The 16,818-nt window shown below is 58.6% G+C and carries 13 protein-coding genes; 3 read left to right on the top strand and 10 right to left on the bottom strand.

Annotated features, from left to right (window positions below):
* Positions 1–277: 277 nt before the first annotated feature.
* The 10 genes from galE to FJU08_RS08035 all read right to left on the bottom strand — a co-directional run bounded on the left by galE (position 278) and on the right by FJU08_RS08035 (position 13,008).
* A complete protein-coding gene (galE, locus tag FJU08_RS08080) occupies positions 278–1,270 on the bottom strand; it encodes a UDP-glucose 4-epimerase GalE (protein ID WP_141148463.1) in 993 nt (330 codons plus the stop codon).
* A gap of 71 nt (positions 1,271–1,341) precedes the next feature.
* Entirely contained in the window at positions 1,342–4,371 is a 3,030-nt protein-coding gene (lacZ, locus tag FJU08_RS08075) for a beta-galactosidase, LacZ type (RefSeq protein ID WP_210245212.1), read from the bottom strand.
* Positions 4,372–4,450: 79 nt separating this feature from the next.
* On the bottom strand, positions 4,451–5,488 hold the full coding sequence (locus tag FJU08_RS08070; RefSeq protein WP_141148461.1) for a UDP-glucose--hexose-1-phosphate uridylyltransferase: 1,038 nt from the start codon (positions 5,486–5,488) through the stop codon (positions 4,451–4,453).
* A gap of 28 nt (positions 5,489–5,516) precedes the next feature.
* Entirely contained in the window at positions 5,517–6,668 is a 1,152-nt protein-coding gene (gene galK, locus FJU08_RS08065; protein ID WP_141148460.1) for a galactokinase, read from the bottom strand.
* A gap of 177 nt (positions 6,669–6,845) precedes the next feature.
* Positions 6,846–8,108: an ABC transporter substrate-binding protein gene (locus tag FJU08_RS08060; RefSeq protein ID WP_141148459.1), complete on the bottom strand. Its 1,263-nt coding sequence runs from the start codon at positions 8,106–8,108 to the stop codon at positions 6,846–6,848.
* A 14-nt stretch (positions 8,109–8,122) separates the two neighbouring features.
* The gene (locus tag FJU08_RS08055) at positions 8,123–8,860 is read right to left on the bottom strand and encodes a DUF624 domain-containing protein (protein WP_141148458.1); all 738 of its coding nucleotides are present in this window, start codon (positions 8,858–8,860) and stop codon (positions 8,123–8,125) included.
* Positions 8,861–8,888: 28 nt separating this feature from the next.
* Positions 8,889–9,998 carry an ABC transporter ATP-binding protein gene (locus FJU08_RS08050; RefSeq protein WP_141148457.1) on the bottom strand — a complete coding sequence of 370 codons (1,110 nt, stop codon included), beginning with the start codon at positions 9,996–9,998 and terminating at the stop codon, positions 8,889–8,891.
* Between the two features lie 34 nt (positions 9,999–10,032).
* The gene (locus FJU08_RS08045) at positions 10,033–11,208 is read right to left on the bottom strand and encodes a glycoside hydrolase family 88 protein (RefSeq protein ID WP_141148456.1); all 1,176 of its coding nucleotides are present in this window, start codon (positions 11,206–11,208) and stop codon (positions 10,033–10,035) included.
* Positions 11,209–11,213: 5 nt separating this feature from the next.
* On the bottom strand, positions 11,214–12,050 hold the full coding sequence (locus FJU08_RS08040; protein WP_141148455.1) for a carbohydrate ABC transporter permease: 837 nt from the start codon (positions 12,048–12,050) through the stop codon (positions 11,214–11,216).
* A 13-nt stretch (positions 12,051–12,063) separates the two neighbouring features.
* Complete coding sequence (locus FJU08_RS08035; protein WP_141148454.1) at positions 12,064–13,008, bottom strand: carbohydrate ABC transporter permease; 945 nt, start codon at positions 13,006–13,008, stop codon at positions 12,064–12,066.
* Between the two features lie 280 nt (positions 13,009–13,288).
* On the opposite strand from FJU08_RS08035, the gene FJU08_RS08030 reads away from it, so the two are divergent.
* The 3 genes from FJU08_RS08030 to FJU08_RS08020 all read left to right on the top strand — a co-directional run bounded on the left by FJU08_RS08030 (position 13,289) and on the right by FJU08_RS08020 (position 16,782).
* Positions 13,289–15,079: a heparinase II/III domain-containing protein gene (locus FJU08_RS08030; protein WP_141148453.1), complete on the top strand. Its 1,791-nt coding sequence runs from the start codon at positions 13,289–13,291 to the stop codon at positions 15,077–15,079.
* A gap of 12 nt (positions 15,080–15,091) precedes the next feature.
* On the top strand, positions 15,092–15,880 hold the full coding sequence (locus FJU08_RS08025; protein ID WP_141148452.1) for a carbohydrate-binding protein: 789 nt from the start codon (positions 15,092–15,094) through the stop codon (positions 15,878–15,880).
* Positions 15,881–16,008: 128 nt separating this feature from the next.
* Positions 16,009–16,782, top strand: a complete 774-nt coding sequence (locus FJU08_RS08020) for a FadR/GntR family transcriptional regulator (RefSeq protein ID WP_235890629.1) — start codon at positions 16,009–16,011, stop codon at positions 16,780–16,782.
* Positions 16,783–16,818: the final 36 nt, after the last annotated feature.

Genomic DNA, 16,818 nt, shown 5'->3' with positions numbered 1-16,818 from the left:
TTTTCAGATAGGGTCACTACCCGCCGGGTTCAATTCTGCATCGCCGCAAACACGCATCGAGACGACAGAAATAGAACACAATCCACGCTCAGCCCGTGACAACACCGGGAGAAAACCGAAGAGGCTCTGCCACTGCGGCGCGACGGACATGTCAACAGGAACAGCCCCGCCAATGACGACAGGCCCGGCATAGGCCGGGCCTGCAATCCGTAGAGTGCCGCGCATCGTGCTTTCCGAAAGTCGATTCCGATTTTCGGGCCGATGCTGTAGCCGCCGCTTAGAGCTTGACGCGGCCTTTGACCAGTTGGTCCTCCCAGGCAAGCGCATGTTTGACGATCGTATCGAGGTCGTCATATTGCGGCTCCCAGCCGAGCAGCGCACGCACCCGAGAACTATCCGCGACCAGTGATGGCGGATCGCCCGCGCGGCGTTCGGCGAGATCAACGCGGAAATCGACACCGGAAACACGCTTGATCGCATTGACCACTTCCAGCACGGAGAAACCGTGACCATAGCCGCAATTGGCGACGAAATTCTCGCCGCCATTGAGAAGATGCATCAGCGCCTTCACATGCGCATCGATCAGATCGGTGACGTGAATATAATCGCGCAGGCAGGTGCCATCCGGGGTCGGGTAATCCGTCCCGAAAATCTGCATGCGATTGCGCCGGCCGGTCGCGGCCTGCGCGGCGATCTCGATCAGATGGGTCGCATGTTCGCGGGTTTCACCGGTGCGGCCTTTCGGGTCCGCGCCAGCGACGTTGAAATAGCGGAGCGCCGCATATTTCAGCCCATAGGCCGTTGCACTGTCGCGCAGCATGACTTCGGTCATCAGCTTCGACCAGCCATAGGGCGAGACCGGCTGCAGGTTCTGCCCCTCATCAAGGATATCCGCCCCCGGTTCGCCGTAGACAGCTGCCGTGGAAGAAAACAGAAAAGCCTGGATCTTGGCCTCGACAGCCGCCTCGATCAGCGCCCGCGATCGGACGGTGTTGTTCTCGTAATAGGTCAGCGGATCGGAGACCGAATCCGACACGACAATAGATCCGGCAAAATGGGCGATCGCCACAATGCCTTCATCGGCAATCAGTTTCGCAATCAGCTTTTTGTCAGCAATATCGCCCTGAACCAGCTTGGCCGCCTCGGGAACCAGTTCCTTGTGACCGGTTGAAAGGTCATCGATCACCACGACCTTTTCGCCGCGATCCACCAGCGCATGTGACATGTGTGAACCGACATAGCCGGCACCGCCCGTTACCAGAATGGCCATTTCTCAACTCCTTTCCGGCATCTCATGCATTTAGCCGAGCGCCGATAATCAAAAAACAAATTGCTGCGCTCTCAATCCGCCGAAATCCCCGTCGGCGCGAGCGAGAATGCAATGGAAAGCGGTGCCTGTGAAGACACCCGATAGGGCGGATGTACCGGCGCGCCCCAGCTGTCATCGCCACCGACACCCATCTGTTTTGCCGCAACCGTCACAACCGTGCGATAGACCGGCGGAAGTTCTTCGACACGCAACGCATTTTCCAGTTCCATCGGCGCATAATGCAAAGCATTGAATTCGAAGGGCTCGGCCTCCGTTGCAAATCTCAGCCCCCTGCCCCTTGCATCCAGAACTTCGGCGAAGCGAACGCCCATGCGGTTGCCCGCCTCCTGCGGCACCAGATAGGCAGGAAGATTATCGGCAACGCGCTTTTCAAAAATGCCGAGCCGTGCGCCTTTGGCGCGGTCGGCATAATTTTCCTCCGGGCCGAGACCATAATAGCGGAACCGGTCGAAGCTCTTGTCCATGGTGAATTGCAGGCCGAAGATCGGCAATTCCGGCAGGCCTTCAGCGCCCGGATAATGCGCCTCGACATGGACCAACCCGTCGCGGCCGACACGGTATGTCACGCTCGGTTCAACAGGAAGGCCAGGCAGTGCGAAACGGTAGGTCACCGTCGGCTCATTGGCCTCGGCATCGATCTCGACAGCGGCAATCTTCTGATAAAGCGTTGCCGTCTGCCATACGCCCAGTTCGAAACCATGCTTGCGGCCGCGATCATTATCCGTCATGGCGCGCCAGAAGGTCAGGCGCGGCGGGCGGCGGATGAATTCCAGCGTTCCGACTGTCAGCGAGGAAAGCCCGCCATAGACCTGGGCAAACATCGCGGTGAAGCCCGGAGCCTGAACGCCGAGATTGAGATCGCCACGGATAACGCGCAGATTGGCGCCCGCTCTGGCGCCAGACTTTGCGGCGAGCGCACCGGACAGGACCGCTTCGCCAAAGGCAACCTCATGGCCGGCACCGGCCCAGAGTGTATCGGCTTTCAGGCAGAGTGCTGTCTGCAGCACATATTCGCCGGGCTGCGTCCTGTCGGGAAGCGACAGCGGCACGAAAGCTGTCTCACCGGGCGCGATATCAACAACGGTCGCCCCCGTGAAGACCACCACGCCATCGCGCATCAGCGTGTAGCGCAGCGCAAAATCTGCCGTCGAAACAAACAGGTTCTTGTTGCGGATCGTCACGCCGCCGGCCTCCGGCGTCAGATCGGCATTTTGATAGAGGTATTTGACCTCCTGCACCTTCGGCGTCAGTTCACGGAAAGCGGTGACGATGCCGTCAGCGCAGAATTCGTAATCCGACGGCCGGTCGCCGAAATCGCCGCCATAGGCGAGCAACGGCTTGCCATCCTCACCGGTAACCGCGATCGCCTGGTCGATATAATCCCAGATGAAGCCGCCCTGATAGAGTTCATACTTGTCGACGAGATCGGTGTAGAGATGCATGCCGCCACAGGAATTGCCCATGGCATGCATGTATTCGCAGAGGATGAAGGGCTTTTGCGGATCATCCTGCAAAAAGGCCTCAACCTCCTGCGGCTTGGCATACATCCGGCTTTCCATATCGGAGGTATCGTTATAGCGACGATCCTGGAACACGCCCTCGTAATGGACGAGGCGCGAGGGATCGCGCGAGCGGAAGAACTCCGACATCTCATAGAGCGTCTTGCCGCCGAAGCTTTCATTGCCGCAGGACCAGATCAGGATCGAGGCGTGGTTCTTGTCACGCTCGAGCATGGATTTCGCCCGGTCAAGCACGCAGTCGCGCCATTCCGGCAGCCCATCCGGCACCACCCAGTCCGGCAGCACCTTGCCATCCTTCTGCCAGGAGCCGTGGCTTTCCAGATTGGTCTCGTCGATCAGGTAGAGCCCATATTCATCGCAAAGCCGGTAGAAGACCGACTGATTGGGATAATGACAGGTCCGAACGGCATTGATGTTATGCGCCTTGAAGAATTTCACGTCCCACAGCATCTGCTCATAGGTCACCGCACGGCCGCGATAGGCATCGAAATCGTGGCGGTTGATGCCGTTGAAGATGATGCGCTTGCCGTTCAGATGCATGATCTTGTCGATCATCTCGAAACGGCGGAAGCCGACGGCTTGCGGCACGACTTCGCTGACACGGCCCGCCTTGTCCTTCAGCGTGATCACCAGCCGGTAGAGGTTCGGCACTTCGGCGCTCCAAAGAGCCGGCTGGTCAATGGCAAAGGCAAGATCCATTTCGGATGCAGCCGCAAAATCCTCAGGCGCAACCACCACATTGCCGGTCGCATCGGCAAGCGCGACGGTAACAACACCTGAAGCCCCGGCAAGCTTCAGCCGCAGCTTCAGCGTTGCGGCAGAAAAATCATCCGTGAGATCGGTGGTGACGAAAAGGTCATCAAGATGCAGAGCGGGCTGGTTTTCGATCCAGACCTCGCGGAAAATACCGGTCAGACGCCAGAAATCCTGATCCTCGATCCAGCTGGCGGAGGAGCGCTGAAACACCTGCACAGCCAGCCGGTTTTCACCCTTCTCGACGAGATCGGTGATATCAAACCGCGACGGCGTGAAACTGTCTTCGCCATAGCCGACAAAGACTCCGTTGAGCCAGACATAAAAGGCTGTCTCGACACCATCAAAGGTCAGAACCACACGACCGTCATCGGCTTTGCCGGCAAAGGTGAAATCACGGATATAGGAGCCGACAAGATTATCCTCCGGGATCGCCGGCGGCCGGATATCGGCAACGCCGTCCCAGGGATATTGCGTGTTCACATATTGATTGTAACCATGGCCCTGAAGCTGGATATAGCCGGGAACCTCTATCCGCCCCCAGCCACTCGCATCAAAATCACGCGCATGGAAACCTGCGGGACGTTCGGCGATCTTTGCGTCCGCCCTGAACGCCCATTCACCGTTCAGGCTCTGACGGAAAAGCGAAAGACCGCTCTCAGCCGCCTTTGCATCGGGATAGGCGATATGATCGGAAACAGCATCGAGACGGTTGACGGCGAAGACGCGCGGATCGGCGAGCCAGCCGAGATCGGGTTCAGCAATCATCATGTTACCTTTTGCCCGGAGCCGGGCGGCATGAAGGATCATCAGGGATCGGCGCCGGTCATCCCGGCGCCTACATGTCTTACTCAGCGAGATAGTGGATCTCTGGCAGCGCCCGCAGACGCTCGGCCGCCTGTTCGGCGGTGATGTCGCGCTGCGGTCCGCCCAGCATCTCGAAGCCGACCATGAATTTCTTCACCGTCGCCGATCTCAGGAGCGGCGGGTAGAAATGGGCGTGCAGGATCCATTCGTCGTGCTCTTCACCATCGGTCGGGCGCTGGTGGAAGCCCATCGAATAGGGAAAGGAGGTCTTGAACAGGTTATCGTAGCGAATTGTCACCTTGGACAGGGCTTCGGCGAGATCCCGGCGTTCCGACGGCTCCATCTCGTCCATCGAACGGATATGCCGCTTTGGCAGCACCATGGTCTCGAACGGCCAGATCGCCCAATAGGGCACCAGCACGACAAAGGTGTCGTTTTCGAACAGGATGCGCTCGCCAAGCTTCAGCTCCTGTTCAAGATAATCGAGCAGCAGCGGATGGCCATGTTTTTCATAATAGGCCAGCTGGTTGCGGCCTTCCTTTTCCGGCTCGTTCGGAACGTGGCGGCTGGCCCAGATCTGGCCATGCGGATGCGGGTTGGAGCAGCCCATCATCGCGCCGCGATTTTCGAAGATCTGCACATGGGTGATGTCGTCCATCGCCCCCAGCTCTTCATATTGCGCCACCCATTCATTAACGACATGGACGATGTCATCAACGGCCATGCGTGCCAGCGTCAGGTCATGGCGCGGCGAGAAGCAGAGCACCCGGCCGATGCCGCTTTCGCCCTCGGCCAGGAGCAGGCCGTCTTCGAAACGCTCGTCAGGCGCATCGGTGGTCAGCGCGGGAAAATCGTTCTCGAACACAAATGTGTGCTGGTAGTCCGGGTTTACCTCGCCATTGATGCGGGTATTGCGGGCGCAGAGATAACAATCGGGATCATGCGCCAGCATGGAGGGACGCACGGGATCTTCCACCTGTCCCTGCCAGGGGCGCTTGGCTCGTTGCGGCGAGACCAAGATCCACTCCCCGGTCAAGGGGTTGAAGCGGCGGTGCGGGTGATCGGCGAAGGTGTTCATGGGATGCTCCTTCCTTTCCGGTGTCGTCTCAGGCCTTGTTCAGCACCGAGACACCGGCCTGCGGTGCACAGGCAAAGATCGGCGACTTCAGCCCGGTCGCCTTTTCATATTCAGCCGCAACATTTTCGATGAAGTCATCGACATGTTCGGCCTCGACAAGGCTGACCGTGCAGCCGCCGAAACCGCCGCCGGTCATGCGTGAGCCATAGACACCCGTCTGCCGCTGGCCGATCTCGACCAGAATATCGACCTCCGGGCAGGAGATTTCGTAGTCATCGCGCATGGAGGCATGCGACGCATTCATCAACCGGCCGAAGGTCTTCAGATCCCCATGCTCCAGCGCATCAGCGGCATCGAGTACGCGTTCGTTCTCGCTGATAATATGCCTGCAGCGGCGATAGGTCACCTCCGGCAGAAAGTCGCGGTTTTCGTCCAGATCCTCGATCGTCACATCGCGCAATGCGGCGATTTCACCAAGGGCGGGACGCAGAAGGCGTACCCCCTCCTCACAGCTTTCGCGGCGCTTGTTATATTCGCCGCCGGCAAGGGCGTGATGGACCATGGAATTGGCAACGACGATGCGTGCCTTCGGATCGATCGGCACGGAACGGGTGGCAAGCGAGCGGCAGTCGATCATCAGCGCATGATCATGCACGCCATTGCAGGAGATGAACTGGTCCATGATGCCGCAGCGCATGCCGACATATTCATTTTCCGCCTTCTGGCAGATCTTGGCGAGCTCGACCGTGTCAACATCTTCGCCGATCAGCGACAGCAGCGCAAATCCGGTCACAACCTCAAAGGCCGCCGATGATGACAGGCCCGAGCCGACCGGTACGGATGAGGAAACGGCAATATCGATGCCCCGTATCGGTTTGCCAGCTTCTTTCAGCTTCACGGCAACACCAAAGGCATAATCGGTCCAGTTGCCAAGCGGCTGGGGCGCGGGATCGGAAAGATCGAAACTGGCGCTTTCGCCATTGTTCAGCGAGAACAGGCGGATTTTGTCCGTGCCGTTGAGCGCGGCGGCGGCCTCTGCCTCATATTCAAGCGCTGCCGGCATGACGAAACCGTCATTGTAATCGGTATGTTCACCGATCAGGTTCACCCGACCCGGCGCGCGGTAATAGGACGGCACGCCGCCAAATTGACGGGCAAATTCTTCGCCAAGACTGGACATCGCTCAACTCCCTGAATGCATGTAACGGATGACCGATGCAACAACGCCATGAACCTTGCGGCCGGCGTGTCAGCGGTATTTCCTCCCCGTTTCGACATGCGATGCGAAACGATTAGGTTTGTAGCAGGAAGAAGCCCCGGCCGAAAGGCCGGAGCTACCAAGGATCACAAGGATCGATCAGTTTTTGTTCAGCACCTGCTGAACGCCGTCATTCATTTCCTTCAGCCCATCTTCGACCGAAATATTGTCGGTCATGATCGAGTCATGGGCACGGTTGAGCACGACTTCGATATCGGCGGCCTTGAGGTTGACCGGCATTTCCAGATAGCTCTTGACGGTCTTGAGCGCGCCCTTGGACGTGTCGTCCTGCGGGAAGCCGTCCTTGGCAGCGATGGCAGCCAGAACCTCATCACTCGAAATCGCCGGCAGCGTGCCGGTTTCAGCCATCACCTTGGCGCCCTCGGGACCGGCAACGAAGTTGGCGAACTTCAACGCTGCATCCTGATGCTTGGAGTTGGCAGCCACACCAATGGAGGTGATGGTTGCCGCCGTGGTGCCGGCTTCAACGCCATCCATATGCGGATAGCGGGCAATACCCCAGTTCTTGGCAAGCGATTCACCCGATTGGACCTTGGCGATTTGCGTGCCGATAAACCAGCTGCCCATGGGGAGCATGGCAACCGTGCCGTTGTAGAACGGACCGGAATAATGGGTATTGGTCGTCTTCAGCGACGCGTAGGACGGCACGGCCTGATCATTCTGCAAGCCCAGAACCATGTCGTAGCAGGGCTTCAGGAAGTCGTAAGAGCCGCCATCCAGCGTGTGCTGGCCATCCATGATGCAGGGCAGTTCAACCGTCGAACGCCAGGTATGGAACAACGCACCATAGGTCTTGTTGGCACCGAAGCCGGAGGAAAGCGCGCGGGCCTTGTCGGCAAATTCCGACCAGGTCATGTCATTGGTCGGATAGTCGACCCCGGCAGCATCGAACAGATCCTTGTTGTAATAGAGGATCCAGACGTCGGAACGGAATGGCAGGGCGTAGATATTGCCGTCCACTGTCAGAGCTTCGATCAGACCGCCATAGGCCGCAGTGTCAATCCCGGCGCTCTTGATATCGTCGCCGAGCGGCAGCAGCGAATTGGTGCGCACCATATTGGCATAGCTCGGAATATCCTTGACCTGAACCACGTCGAGATCGGAGCCCCCACCGGAAAGCTGGGTCATCAGCATGGTGGTATAGTCGCTTGAGCCGAGATCGGTATGTTCAACCTTGATATCGGGATATTTGGCTTCAAAAGCATCAATCAGCGGCTGGTAATAGGCCGTGGCGTCCCAGTCCCACAGCGCCCAGTTGATGGTCGTCGTATCGTCCGCATGGGCGGCGATCGGCATCAGGCCAACCGTGGCCAGAAGCATTGCCTTCACAATATTACGCATAATATCTCCTCCGATCAGTTGCGCATCTGCGCCGTTGCAGGATCATTCGCGCCGTGATCGGGCCCCGTCACTCCGGCGAGGCTAAGCGCGAAATCGCTCGCCCTGAACGCTGTGAATGTCATCACCAGCGAGCCCAGGGAAAAGTTGAAGACCACCGGCATGAAGACCGAGGCCGGATAGAAAATGATGTGGGCGACCCAGAGGACCGCAACGACGGCCAGACCGCCAAGGATCGGCAGCGGCCGCGCCAGAACCGCCATCAGCGCGGCTTTCAGAAGCGGCGCCCCGCGCATTTCACTGCGCACCATCAGCACGAAATAGACCGAGGCCGTCATCGCCGTGACAATCACGACGCTGGCACCGATGGCGACGGGAATGGCAAAGGCGAGATTGTGCCGGGCCATCTGCGCATAGATGTAGACGGCATAGCCGGACAGGCCGAGCACGGCAGCAAAGGCGAGCCCCGCAACCGTGGCGGCTCGGAAATACTGGCGAAAGGCACGCCAGAAATCACGCCAGAGATAGACATTCTCATCCTGAACCATCAGCACCGTGATCCGGGTGGCAGCCGCAAAAGCTGCCGGAATGGTGACGAGCGGGATCGACAGGACCAGCAGCATCACATTGAGCTTGAACAGGTCCCATGCCTCACGGAAGAGGACAAAGAAGAACAGCGCAAGCCCTTTCTTCTTCGGCGCATTCTTGGGAATGCCCGGCCCCTCCCGCATCATCCAGTTCGTCATCCAGTTCATGATCGGCGCCTCCCTTGCGCTGACCTTATCAGTAAAGGATCGACTTCTCGGTTTCCTTGTCGAAGAGATGCGGATTGGCGAGATCGGCAATCAGGGTGACATTTTCGCCATCGGTCGCGGTGCAGCGCGGCGAGACCTTGGCGATCAGATCGACGCCATGAGCTGACATGTTGAGGTGGATTTCAGATCCCATCGGCTCGGCCAGATCGATCAGCGCCGAAAACGGCGTCGTCAGTTCCGGAGCGATGTCATAGGGCTGGGCCTCGTGGAAGTTTTCCGGGCGGATGCCGAGCACCACTTCGCGCCCCTCATAGGGGGTGAGCCGGTCATGCTTGTCGCCAAGAACCAGCGGGAATTCGGTATCGTGGAAGATGCCGACCCAGTCGTCGCCGTTTTTCTTGACCGTGATCGTGAACATGTTCATCTGCGGCGCACCGATAAAGCCGGCGACGAACATGTTGATCGGGTGGTCGTAAAGCATCTGCGGCGTATCGACCTGCTGAATATAGCCATCCTTCATTACCACGATCCGGTCGGCCATGGTCATGGCTTCCACTTGGTCATGGGTCACATAGATGAAGGTTGAATCGAGCTGGCGGTGCAGCTTGGTGATCGCTGTGCGCATCGAGCCGCGCAGCTTGGCGTCGAGGTTCGACAGCGGCTCATCAAGCAGGAAGACCTCCGGATTGCGCACCATGGCGCGGCCAAGGGCGACACGCTGGCGCTGACCGCCGGAAAGCGCCTTCGGCTTGCGGTTCAAAAGATGCTCGATATCGAGCGTCTTGGCCGTCTCGCGCACTTTCTTGTCGATCTCGGCTTCCGGCGCTTTTCTCAGCTGCAGGCCGAAGGCCATGTTCTTGTAGACCGTCATATGCGGATAAAGCGCATAGTTCTGGAACACCATGGCGATGTCGCGCTCTTTCGATGGCACGTCGTTGACAAGGTCTTCACCGATATAAAGCTCACCGCCGGAGATTTCCTCCAGGCCGGCGATCATACGCAAGGTCGTCGACTTGCCGCAGCCCGACGGGCCAACCAGAATGATGAATTCCTTGTCGGCGATCTCCAGATCGATGTCATGGACGACCGTGAGCGCGCCATAGGTCTTGTTGATTTTCTTAAGCGAGATACCGGACATTATCCATTCCTCCCAAATCTCATAGCGGCGCCCCTCACCAGTAGGATGACCAGTTGCGCGACAGGCGCATCAGCGCTTCGAGATAGTAGTAATCGCCCCAGGAGACGCATTCATCGACGCCTTCCGGTGTGCAGTTGTTGAAGGGGGTTTTCTTCGAATAGGTGCCGTGCAGCACCAGGCCGTTGGAGATCTTCGGATCCTTCACGGCATAGATATCAACGAGGCTCTTCATGAAGCGCCGGGCGAGATCGCGATATTCTTCCGCCGCCGCGCCGCCGACGATATCGGCCATCTCGCAAAGCCCGCAGGCGACAATCGCAGCCGACGATGAATCGCGCGGTTCGTCATCGCCATCGGTGAAGATCTGATCCCAGAACGGCACCATGTCCTTCGGCAGACGCGTCATGAAGAAGGCGAGCGCCTTGCCGAACATCTCCAGATATTCAGGCTTCGGATCATGGCGATAGGAGAGCGCCAGCCCGTAGATCGCCCAGGCCTGGCCGCGCGCCCAGTTGCTGTCATCGCGATAGCCCTGTTGCGTTGCGCCGCGCACAGGACCGCCGGTAACCGGATCCATGAAGAAGGTATGGAAGGTCGAGCCATCCGGACGGAAGGAATTGGCCAGCGTCGTTGCCGCGTGAATGCGGGCGATGTCGCGATAGGTCTCGTTCCCCGTCTCGCGGCTTGCCCAGTAGAGCAGCGGCAGGTTTAGGAGGCAGTCGATGATGTAGCGGTAATTGTCGGCCGCCCCCATCTCGCCCCAGGCCTGAATGAAACGCCCGACCGGCTGGTAGCGCTCGATCAGCTGATCGGCGGCCATGATCGCCGCCTTGCGGCCATCCTCATCGCCAACCAGCATGTAGGCGGCGATACAGGTCGGCGAATAGAGAAAGCCCATATCGTGGTGATCGGTGGCGATGCGGTTCTCGATCCGGTGCAGGAAATCCTGCACATGGATCTGGCCGACATGGCGGAACACCTTGTCACCGGTTAACTCGTAGGAAAGCCAGACCTCGCCCGGCCAGAAACCGCAGGTCCACTGATCATTGTCGACGGCGGGATAGAAATTGTCGACGCTCGAATGGTTCTGCATGCGGAAGGTGAAATCCGGCAGGTTGCGCCGCACCTGGGCGACGGCAATCTCAATCGCCCCGGCAATCTCCGCATCGGTGATCGGCGCAACCGGAAAGGCCTTTTGTTGAATGGTCATGGTCATCAGCCTTTCAGTCCGGAAGAGGCAACACCTTCAACGAAGAAGCGCTGCAATGCGAGGAAGACCAGCAGCACCGGAATGATCGCGACAACCGAGGCCGCCATGATCAGTCCGTATTCAGCCGAATACTGGCTGATGAACATGCGAAGGCCGATCTGGATCGTCTTGAGGTCGGTCTTGGTCAGATAGATCATCGGCCCGAGGAAGTCGTTCCAGGCGAAGACAAAGGTGAAGATCGTCAGCGTCGACAGGGCCGGCTTCGACAGCGGCAGCATGATCTTCCACCAGATCTGATATTCGTTCATGCCATCGACACGCGCCGCCTCGCAGAGTTCATCCGGGATCGACATGTAGAACTGCTTCATCAGGAACACGCCGAATGCGGTGAAGGCCTGCAGCGCGATCAGCGCCCAATGGGTGTTATAGAGGCCGAATTCACGCATCAGGATGAACTGCGGCACCATATAGACCTGCCAGGGCATGGCGATGGTGGCGATGTAGCCAAGGAACAGCACGTCGCGATAGGGAAATTTCAGCTTGGCAAAGGCGTAAGCCGCAAAGGACGAGGTGAACAGCTGCAGGATCGTCACCATGAAGGTGATTTTTGCGGTGTTGAACACGAACAGGCCGAGCGGGATCTTGGTCCAGATATCGACATAGTTCTGCCAGCGCGGATGCTGCGGGATCCAGTGGATCGGGAATTCGAACACTTCGCGGTTCAGCTTCAGCGATGCCGACAGCATCCAGACGAAGGGCAGCAGCATGATCACCGTGATGGCAATGATCAACACGTAGACGAGGATGCGGCTGAGTTTGATTTTATGACCGAAAACACGCATGACTTGCCCTCCCCTAGTCCAGACTGCGCGAATAGCGGAACTGCACCAGCGTCACCGTGAGGACGAGCGCGAACAGCACCAGCGCGACCATGCTGGAATAGCCGAGATCCCAGGAGATGAAGGCCTCGTTATAGATGTGATAGACCAGCACCAGCGTTGAGGTTCCGGGACCGCCTTGCGTGATCATGTAGACCTGATCGAACACCTTGAAGGAGTTGATCGTCAGCATGACCGAGACGAAGAATGTGGTCGGCGCCAGCTGCGGAATGGTGACGTTCCAGAACTTCTGCCAGGCATTGGCGCCATCAAGATCGGCCGCCTCGTAAAGCTCGCGGTTCACACCCTGAAGGCCGGCCAGATAGATCACCATGAAATAGCCGGCCTGCTTCCAGATGCCGAACAGGATGATGGTGACCATCGCCCAATCCTTATCGGCAGCCCAGCCCGGCAGGTTCTTCGGATCAACACCAAATGTATAAAGGATCATGTTGACCGGCCCCATGGCCGGGTTGAACAGCATGTTCCAAACAACGGCAGCGGCCACCAGCGAGGCGACATAGGGAAAGAACATCGCCGCACGGAAGAAATCCCGGCCAAAGATCTTCTGGTTCAACAGAAGCGCCAGCCCGAGCGAGCAGGCCATGGTCAGCGGCACGGAAAAGACCGTGTAGATAATGGTATTCCAGAAGGCGGCGATGAAGGCGCTGTCGTGAAACAGCGCGAAGAAATTCGAAAGCCCGGCAAACTGGATCGGGTTCGATCCGTCCCAGTGCATGAAGGCAAGCGCGAAGGCGAAAATGATCGGCCCAAGCGTGAAAATTGCAAAGCCGAGGAAATTCGGCGCAATGAATGAATAGGCGACCAGTCCGGCACGAAGCTTTTGCTGCCGTTTCGACAGCACCTTCCGTTTCCGCCGAACCGTGGCTCCGCCCGCAGGTTCCAAGCTGCTCACAGCCACTTGTTCCTCCCAAGTCTGAACACCGCCCGATCACTCCAGACCCGAGCAGGCATTGTTTGCCGGGCATTGAGACCATGCCCTGATTTCGCCTCATACTACATTCAAAAAAATCATACGACAAGTATTCGAAAAAATGTTTTTTGGCGTTTGAAATTCAATCAACTTGTATGATATCTAATGGTCAACGCGAGCGGCGGAAGAGTCATGATCTTCCCGATAGCCGCTGCGCAAAGGCGCCGGTACAGGAATCATGTGACAGGTTCGGCGCATGGGAGGAATGATGTTTTTCGAATGCCTTGACCGGCTGCCCGAAACACTCTGCGATTTTTCGCCGACCGCAGCCTATGGCGATCGTGACAGATGGACATCCTTGCCCGACCGCTGGAAGCAGCTTTTGGCAGAGCGCGCACGGGCTGCCGGAACAGACTGGCCGCTGCTGACAGCCAGTGACTATCTGGATTTCACCCGGAACGGCAACAGAACCCGCTTCGAAGCCAAATATATGACGCGGCGGCGCATGCTGAATGCCTATGCGCTGGCCGAATGCGCCGAGGGTCAAGGCCGGCATATCGACCGGATCATTGATGGCGCGCTGCTTCTGTGTGAGGAAAGCGGCTGGCAGCTGCCCGCCCACAACACCTATATCCGCGACACGCCCTGCCTGCCGCTACCCGATGCAGCACGGCCGGTGATCGACCTCTTCGCCGCCGAAACCGGCGCCCAGCTTGCCGTCCTCAACTGGTTGTTTGCGGCAGAATTCGATCGTGTCAGCCCCTTCATTGCGGCGCGGATCCAAGATGAGATCGAACGCCGCATCATCACCCCATACCTCAACACGCACTTCTGGTGGATGGGCAATGGTGATGAGCCGATGAACAACTGGACGGCATGGTGCACCCAGAATGTGCTGCTCGCGACTTTTACCAGCGCGACATCGGATGAGGTCCGCCGCGCCGTCGTGAAGAAAGCGGCCTACAGCCTTGACTGTTTCCTCAAGGAATATGGCGAGGACGGCGCCTGCGAAGAAGGTGTGCTCTATTATCGCCATGCCGGCCTCTGTCTTTTCAACGCCCTCAACATTTTGAGCACCGTGGCGCCTGAGGCCTTTGCACCGCTCTGGCAGAATGAGAAAATCCGCAATATCGCGGAATTCATTCTCTTCATGCATGTCGATGGCGAGCGCTATTTCAATTTCAATGATTCGTCCGCCCGCGCCGGGCGTTGCGGCGCACGGGAATATCTGTTCGGTAAGGCCGTCGGCTCTAACCGATTGATGCAGTTCGCCGCCCGTGATTTTGCGCTAAGCGAAGAGCCCGACCTGCCGGAGGAGATCAACCTGTTTTACCGGCTGCAGACGGCTATGACCGCCATTGACCTTCCGGAAACACCACCTGAAATGCCGGCGATCCCCGACCATTTCTTCGAAAGCCTCGGCCTGCTGGTGGCGCGCGATCAGCATTTCGCGCTCGCCGCAAAGGCGGGCGACAATGGCGACAGCCATAATCACAACGATGTCGGCAGTTTCACGCTTTACAAGGACAACAGGCCGTTTCTGATCGATATCGGCGTTGAAAACTACACCGCCAAAACCTTCTCGGCACGACGCTACGAGATCTGGACCATGCAGTCCGGCTTCCACAACCTGCCCGCCTTTGGCGGCATCGACCAGCAGGACGGGGTGGAATACGCCGCCAGCGATGTTGCCGTCACGCTGACAGACAGCACCGCCGCCATCACGATGGAGCTTGCCGGTGCCTGGCCTGCAACAGCAAGGTTGCGCAGCTATCACCGCTCCGTTTTGTTCAAGAAGGGCCATGGCATTGATATTGAAGACCGTTTTGACGGCGACCTTCCAGCGGTCCTGTCATTGCTGTTCGCCGAGGCGCCACAGCTTGGTGACGCTCTCATCACCCTGCCCGGCCTTGGACAGATCGCCATTTCCGGTGGCGGCAGCATGCGGCTTGAACATATCGACATTACAGATTCCCGGCTGCGCGCAGCCTGGCCGGCGCGGCTCTATCGCGTCCTTCTGCCCCTGAGCGGCAACACGCTCAGGCTTGCCATCCGTTGAGGGGAGACGACCATGACCATCACAATCGCGATTGAGGACAAGGACGGCGCGCGACTGAGGGAGAGAACCGGCAGCGACAATGTCTATCTGGTTCACGAGAGCAGCTATCATCCTGGCGAGCAGATCGTCATCGAGACCGATCAGTTTCCCTGCTTCCTCCGCCTCGCCGTGGATGCAGCCCTCGCCCCTTCCATCATCTTCATGAAGGAACCGCGTTTCTCCTTCCCCGTGCCCTTCGACGAGCAGACCATGATCTATCCGCCGCTGGCCTTTTCGGGGACACGGCACCGGATCATGGCGCGGCTGGCGCGTCCGCCAGAAACCGAAGCGCCGCGCAATCTCGCGATCAATATTCTCGACCACGCCGACAATCGCAGCACCTTCCCGCATGCAACAGCGACGGTGGAAACCCGGGGCGAAGCTGCCTTTGCCGCCCGCAATGCGATCGATGGCGAGATTGCCGCCGACAATCACGGCTTCTGGCCCTATACAAGCTGGGGCATCAACGCCGATCCCGATGCCGCCATCACCATTCATTTCGGCCGCCCGGTCAGGATCAGCGAAGTGACCCTTTATACCCGCGCCGACTTCCCGCATGACGCCTGGTGGGAACAGGCAAGCCTGACATTGAGCGATGGATGGACAACCGATCTGCCGCTTGGAAAGATCGACGGCCCGCAACGCCATGCCATCGAAGATCGCATCACCGATTGGATCCGCATCGACCGGCTGATCAAGGCCGATGACCCCTCCCCCTTTCCGGCGCTGACCCAGATCGAGGCCTGGGGAACAGAGGTCTAGACGGAAGACTCATCATTCATCTGTTGCCAAATTATTCAGCTTGTCATACAATTATATGATGATTTGCTGCAACTGTGGCACAGAACAGACATGTTGCACCGCCAAAAATGGCGGGTGCTTGGAAGGGGATGCAATTGGCCACTCAATCGGCAAGCCGCAGCACAGCGGGTACGGGCACGCTCGTTTCCCGCGTCAGCGATGCCCTGCGCGGTGCCATCCTCGACGGCACCTATCAACCCGGCCAGAAGCTGCCGAGCGAAGCACAGCTGACCCAGGCCCATGGCGTATCCCGCACCGTTGTGCGCGAGGCCGTCGCAGCGTTGCGCTCTGACGGTCTTGTCGAAGCGAGACAGGGCGCGGGCGTTTTTGTTCTCGATCCGATCGGCTTTGCCTTCAACCGCACCCATCCAAGCGTCGACCGCGAGCGGCTCTATTCATCGCTGGAAATTCTCGAAGCCCGCACACCGCTTGAAATCGAGGCCGCAGGCCTTGCCGCGCTGCGCCGTTCGCCGGCCCAGGAAGAAGCGATTTTCGTTGCCCATGCCGATGCGATTGCCGCCCGCGATGACGGTCCGCGCTGGGCCGACGCCGACATTGCGCTGCACCTTGCCATCGCACGTGCAACAAACAACCCGCTGTTCTCGACCTTTCTCGAAATGCAGGGCAAGGCCGTCATCCCGCAGACCGGTCAGCGAATTGAAGAAGATGACGGCGATGAAATCGCCTATCGCAATCTGCTGATCAAGGAGCATGAGCGGATCGTGATCGCCATTTCCAGCGGTGATGAACAGGGCGCGCGCGATGCCATGCGCGACCATCTCAAGGGTAGCCAGGAGCGCTATCGCAACCTGATGCGTGACGAGCGCCTGCGCCAGGCTGCAAGACTTCAGCGTCGCAATTAAAAGACTGTCTCACCAGTCCTCCTGTGCGCAGCCTGT

Source organism: Martelella alba, from assembly GCF_006516955.1.
Classification (GTDB): Bacteria; Pseudomonadota; Alphaproteobacteria; order Rhizobiales; family Rhizobiaceae; genus Martelella; species Martelella alba.
Note: the sequence above shows the minus strand (reverse complement) of the source record. Positions and strands in the feature narration are given on the sequence as shown.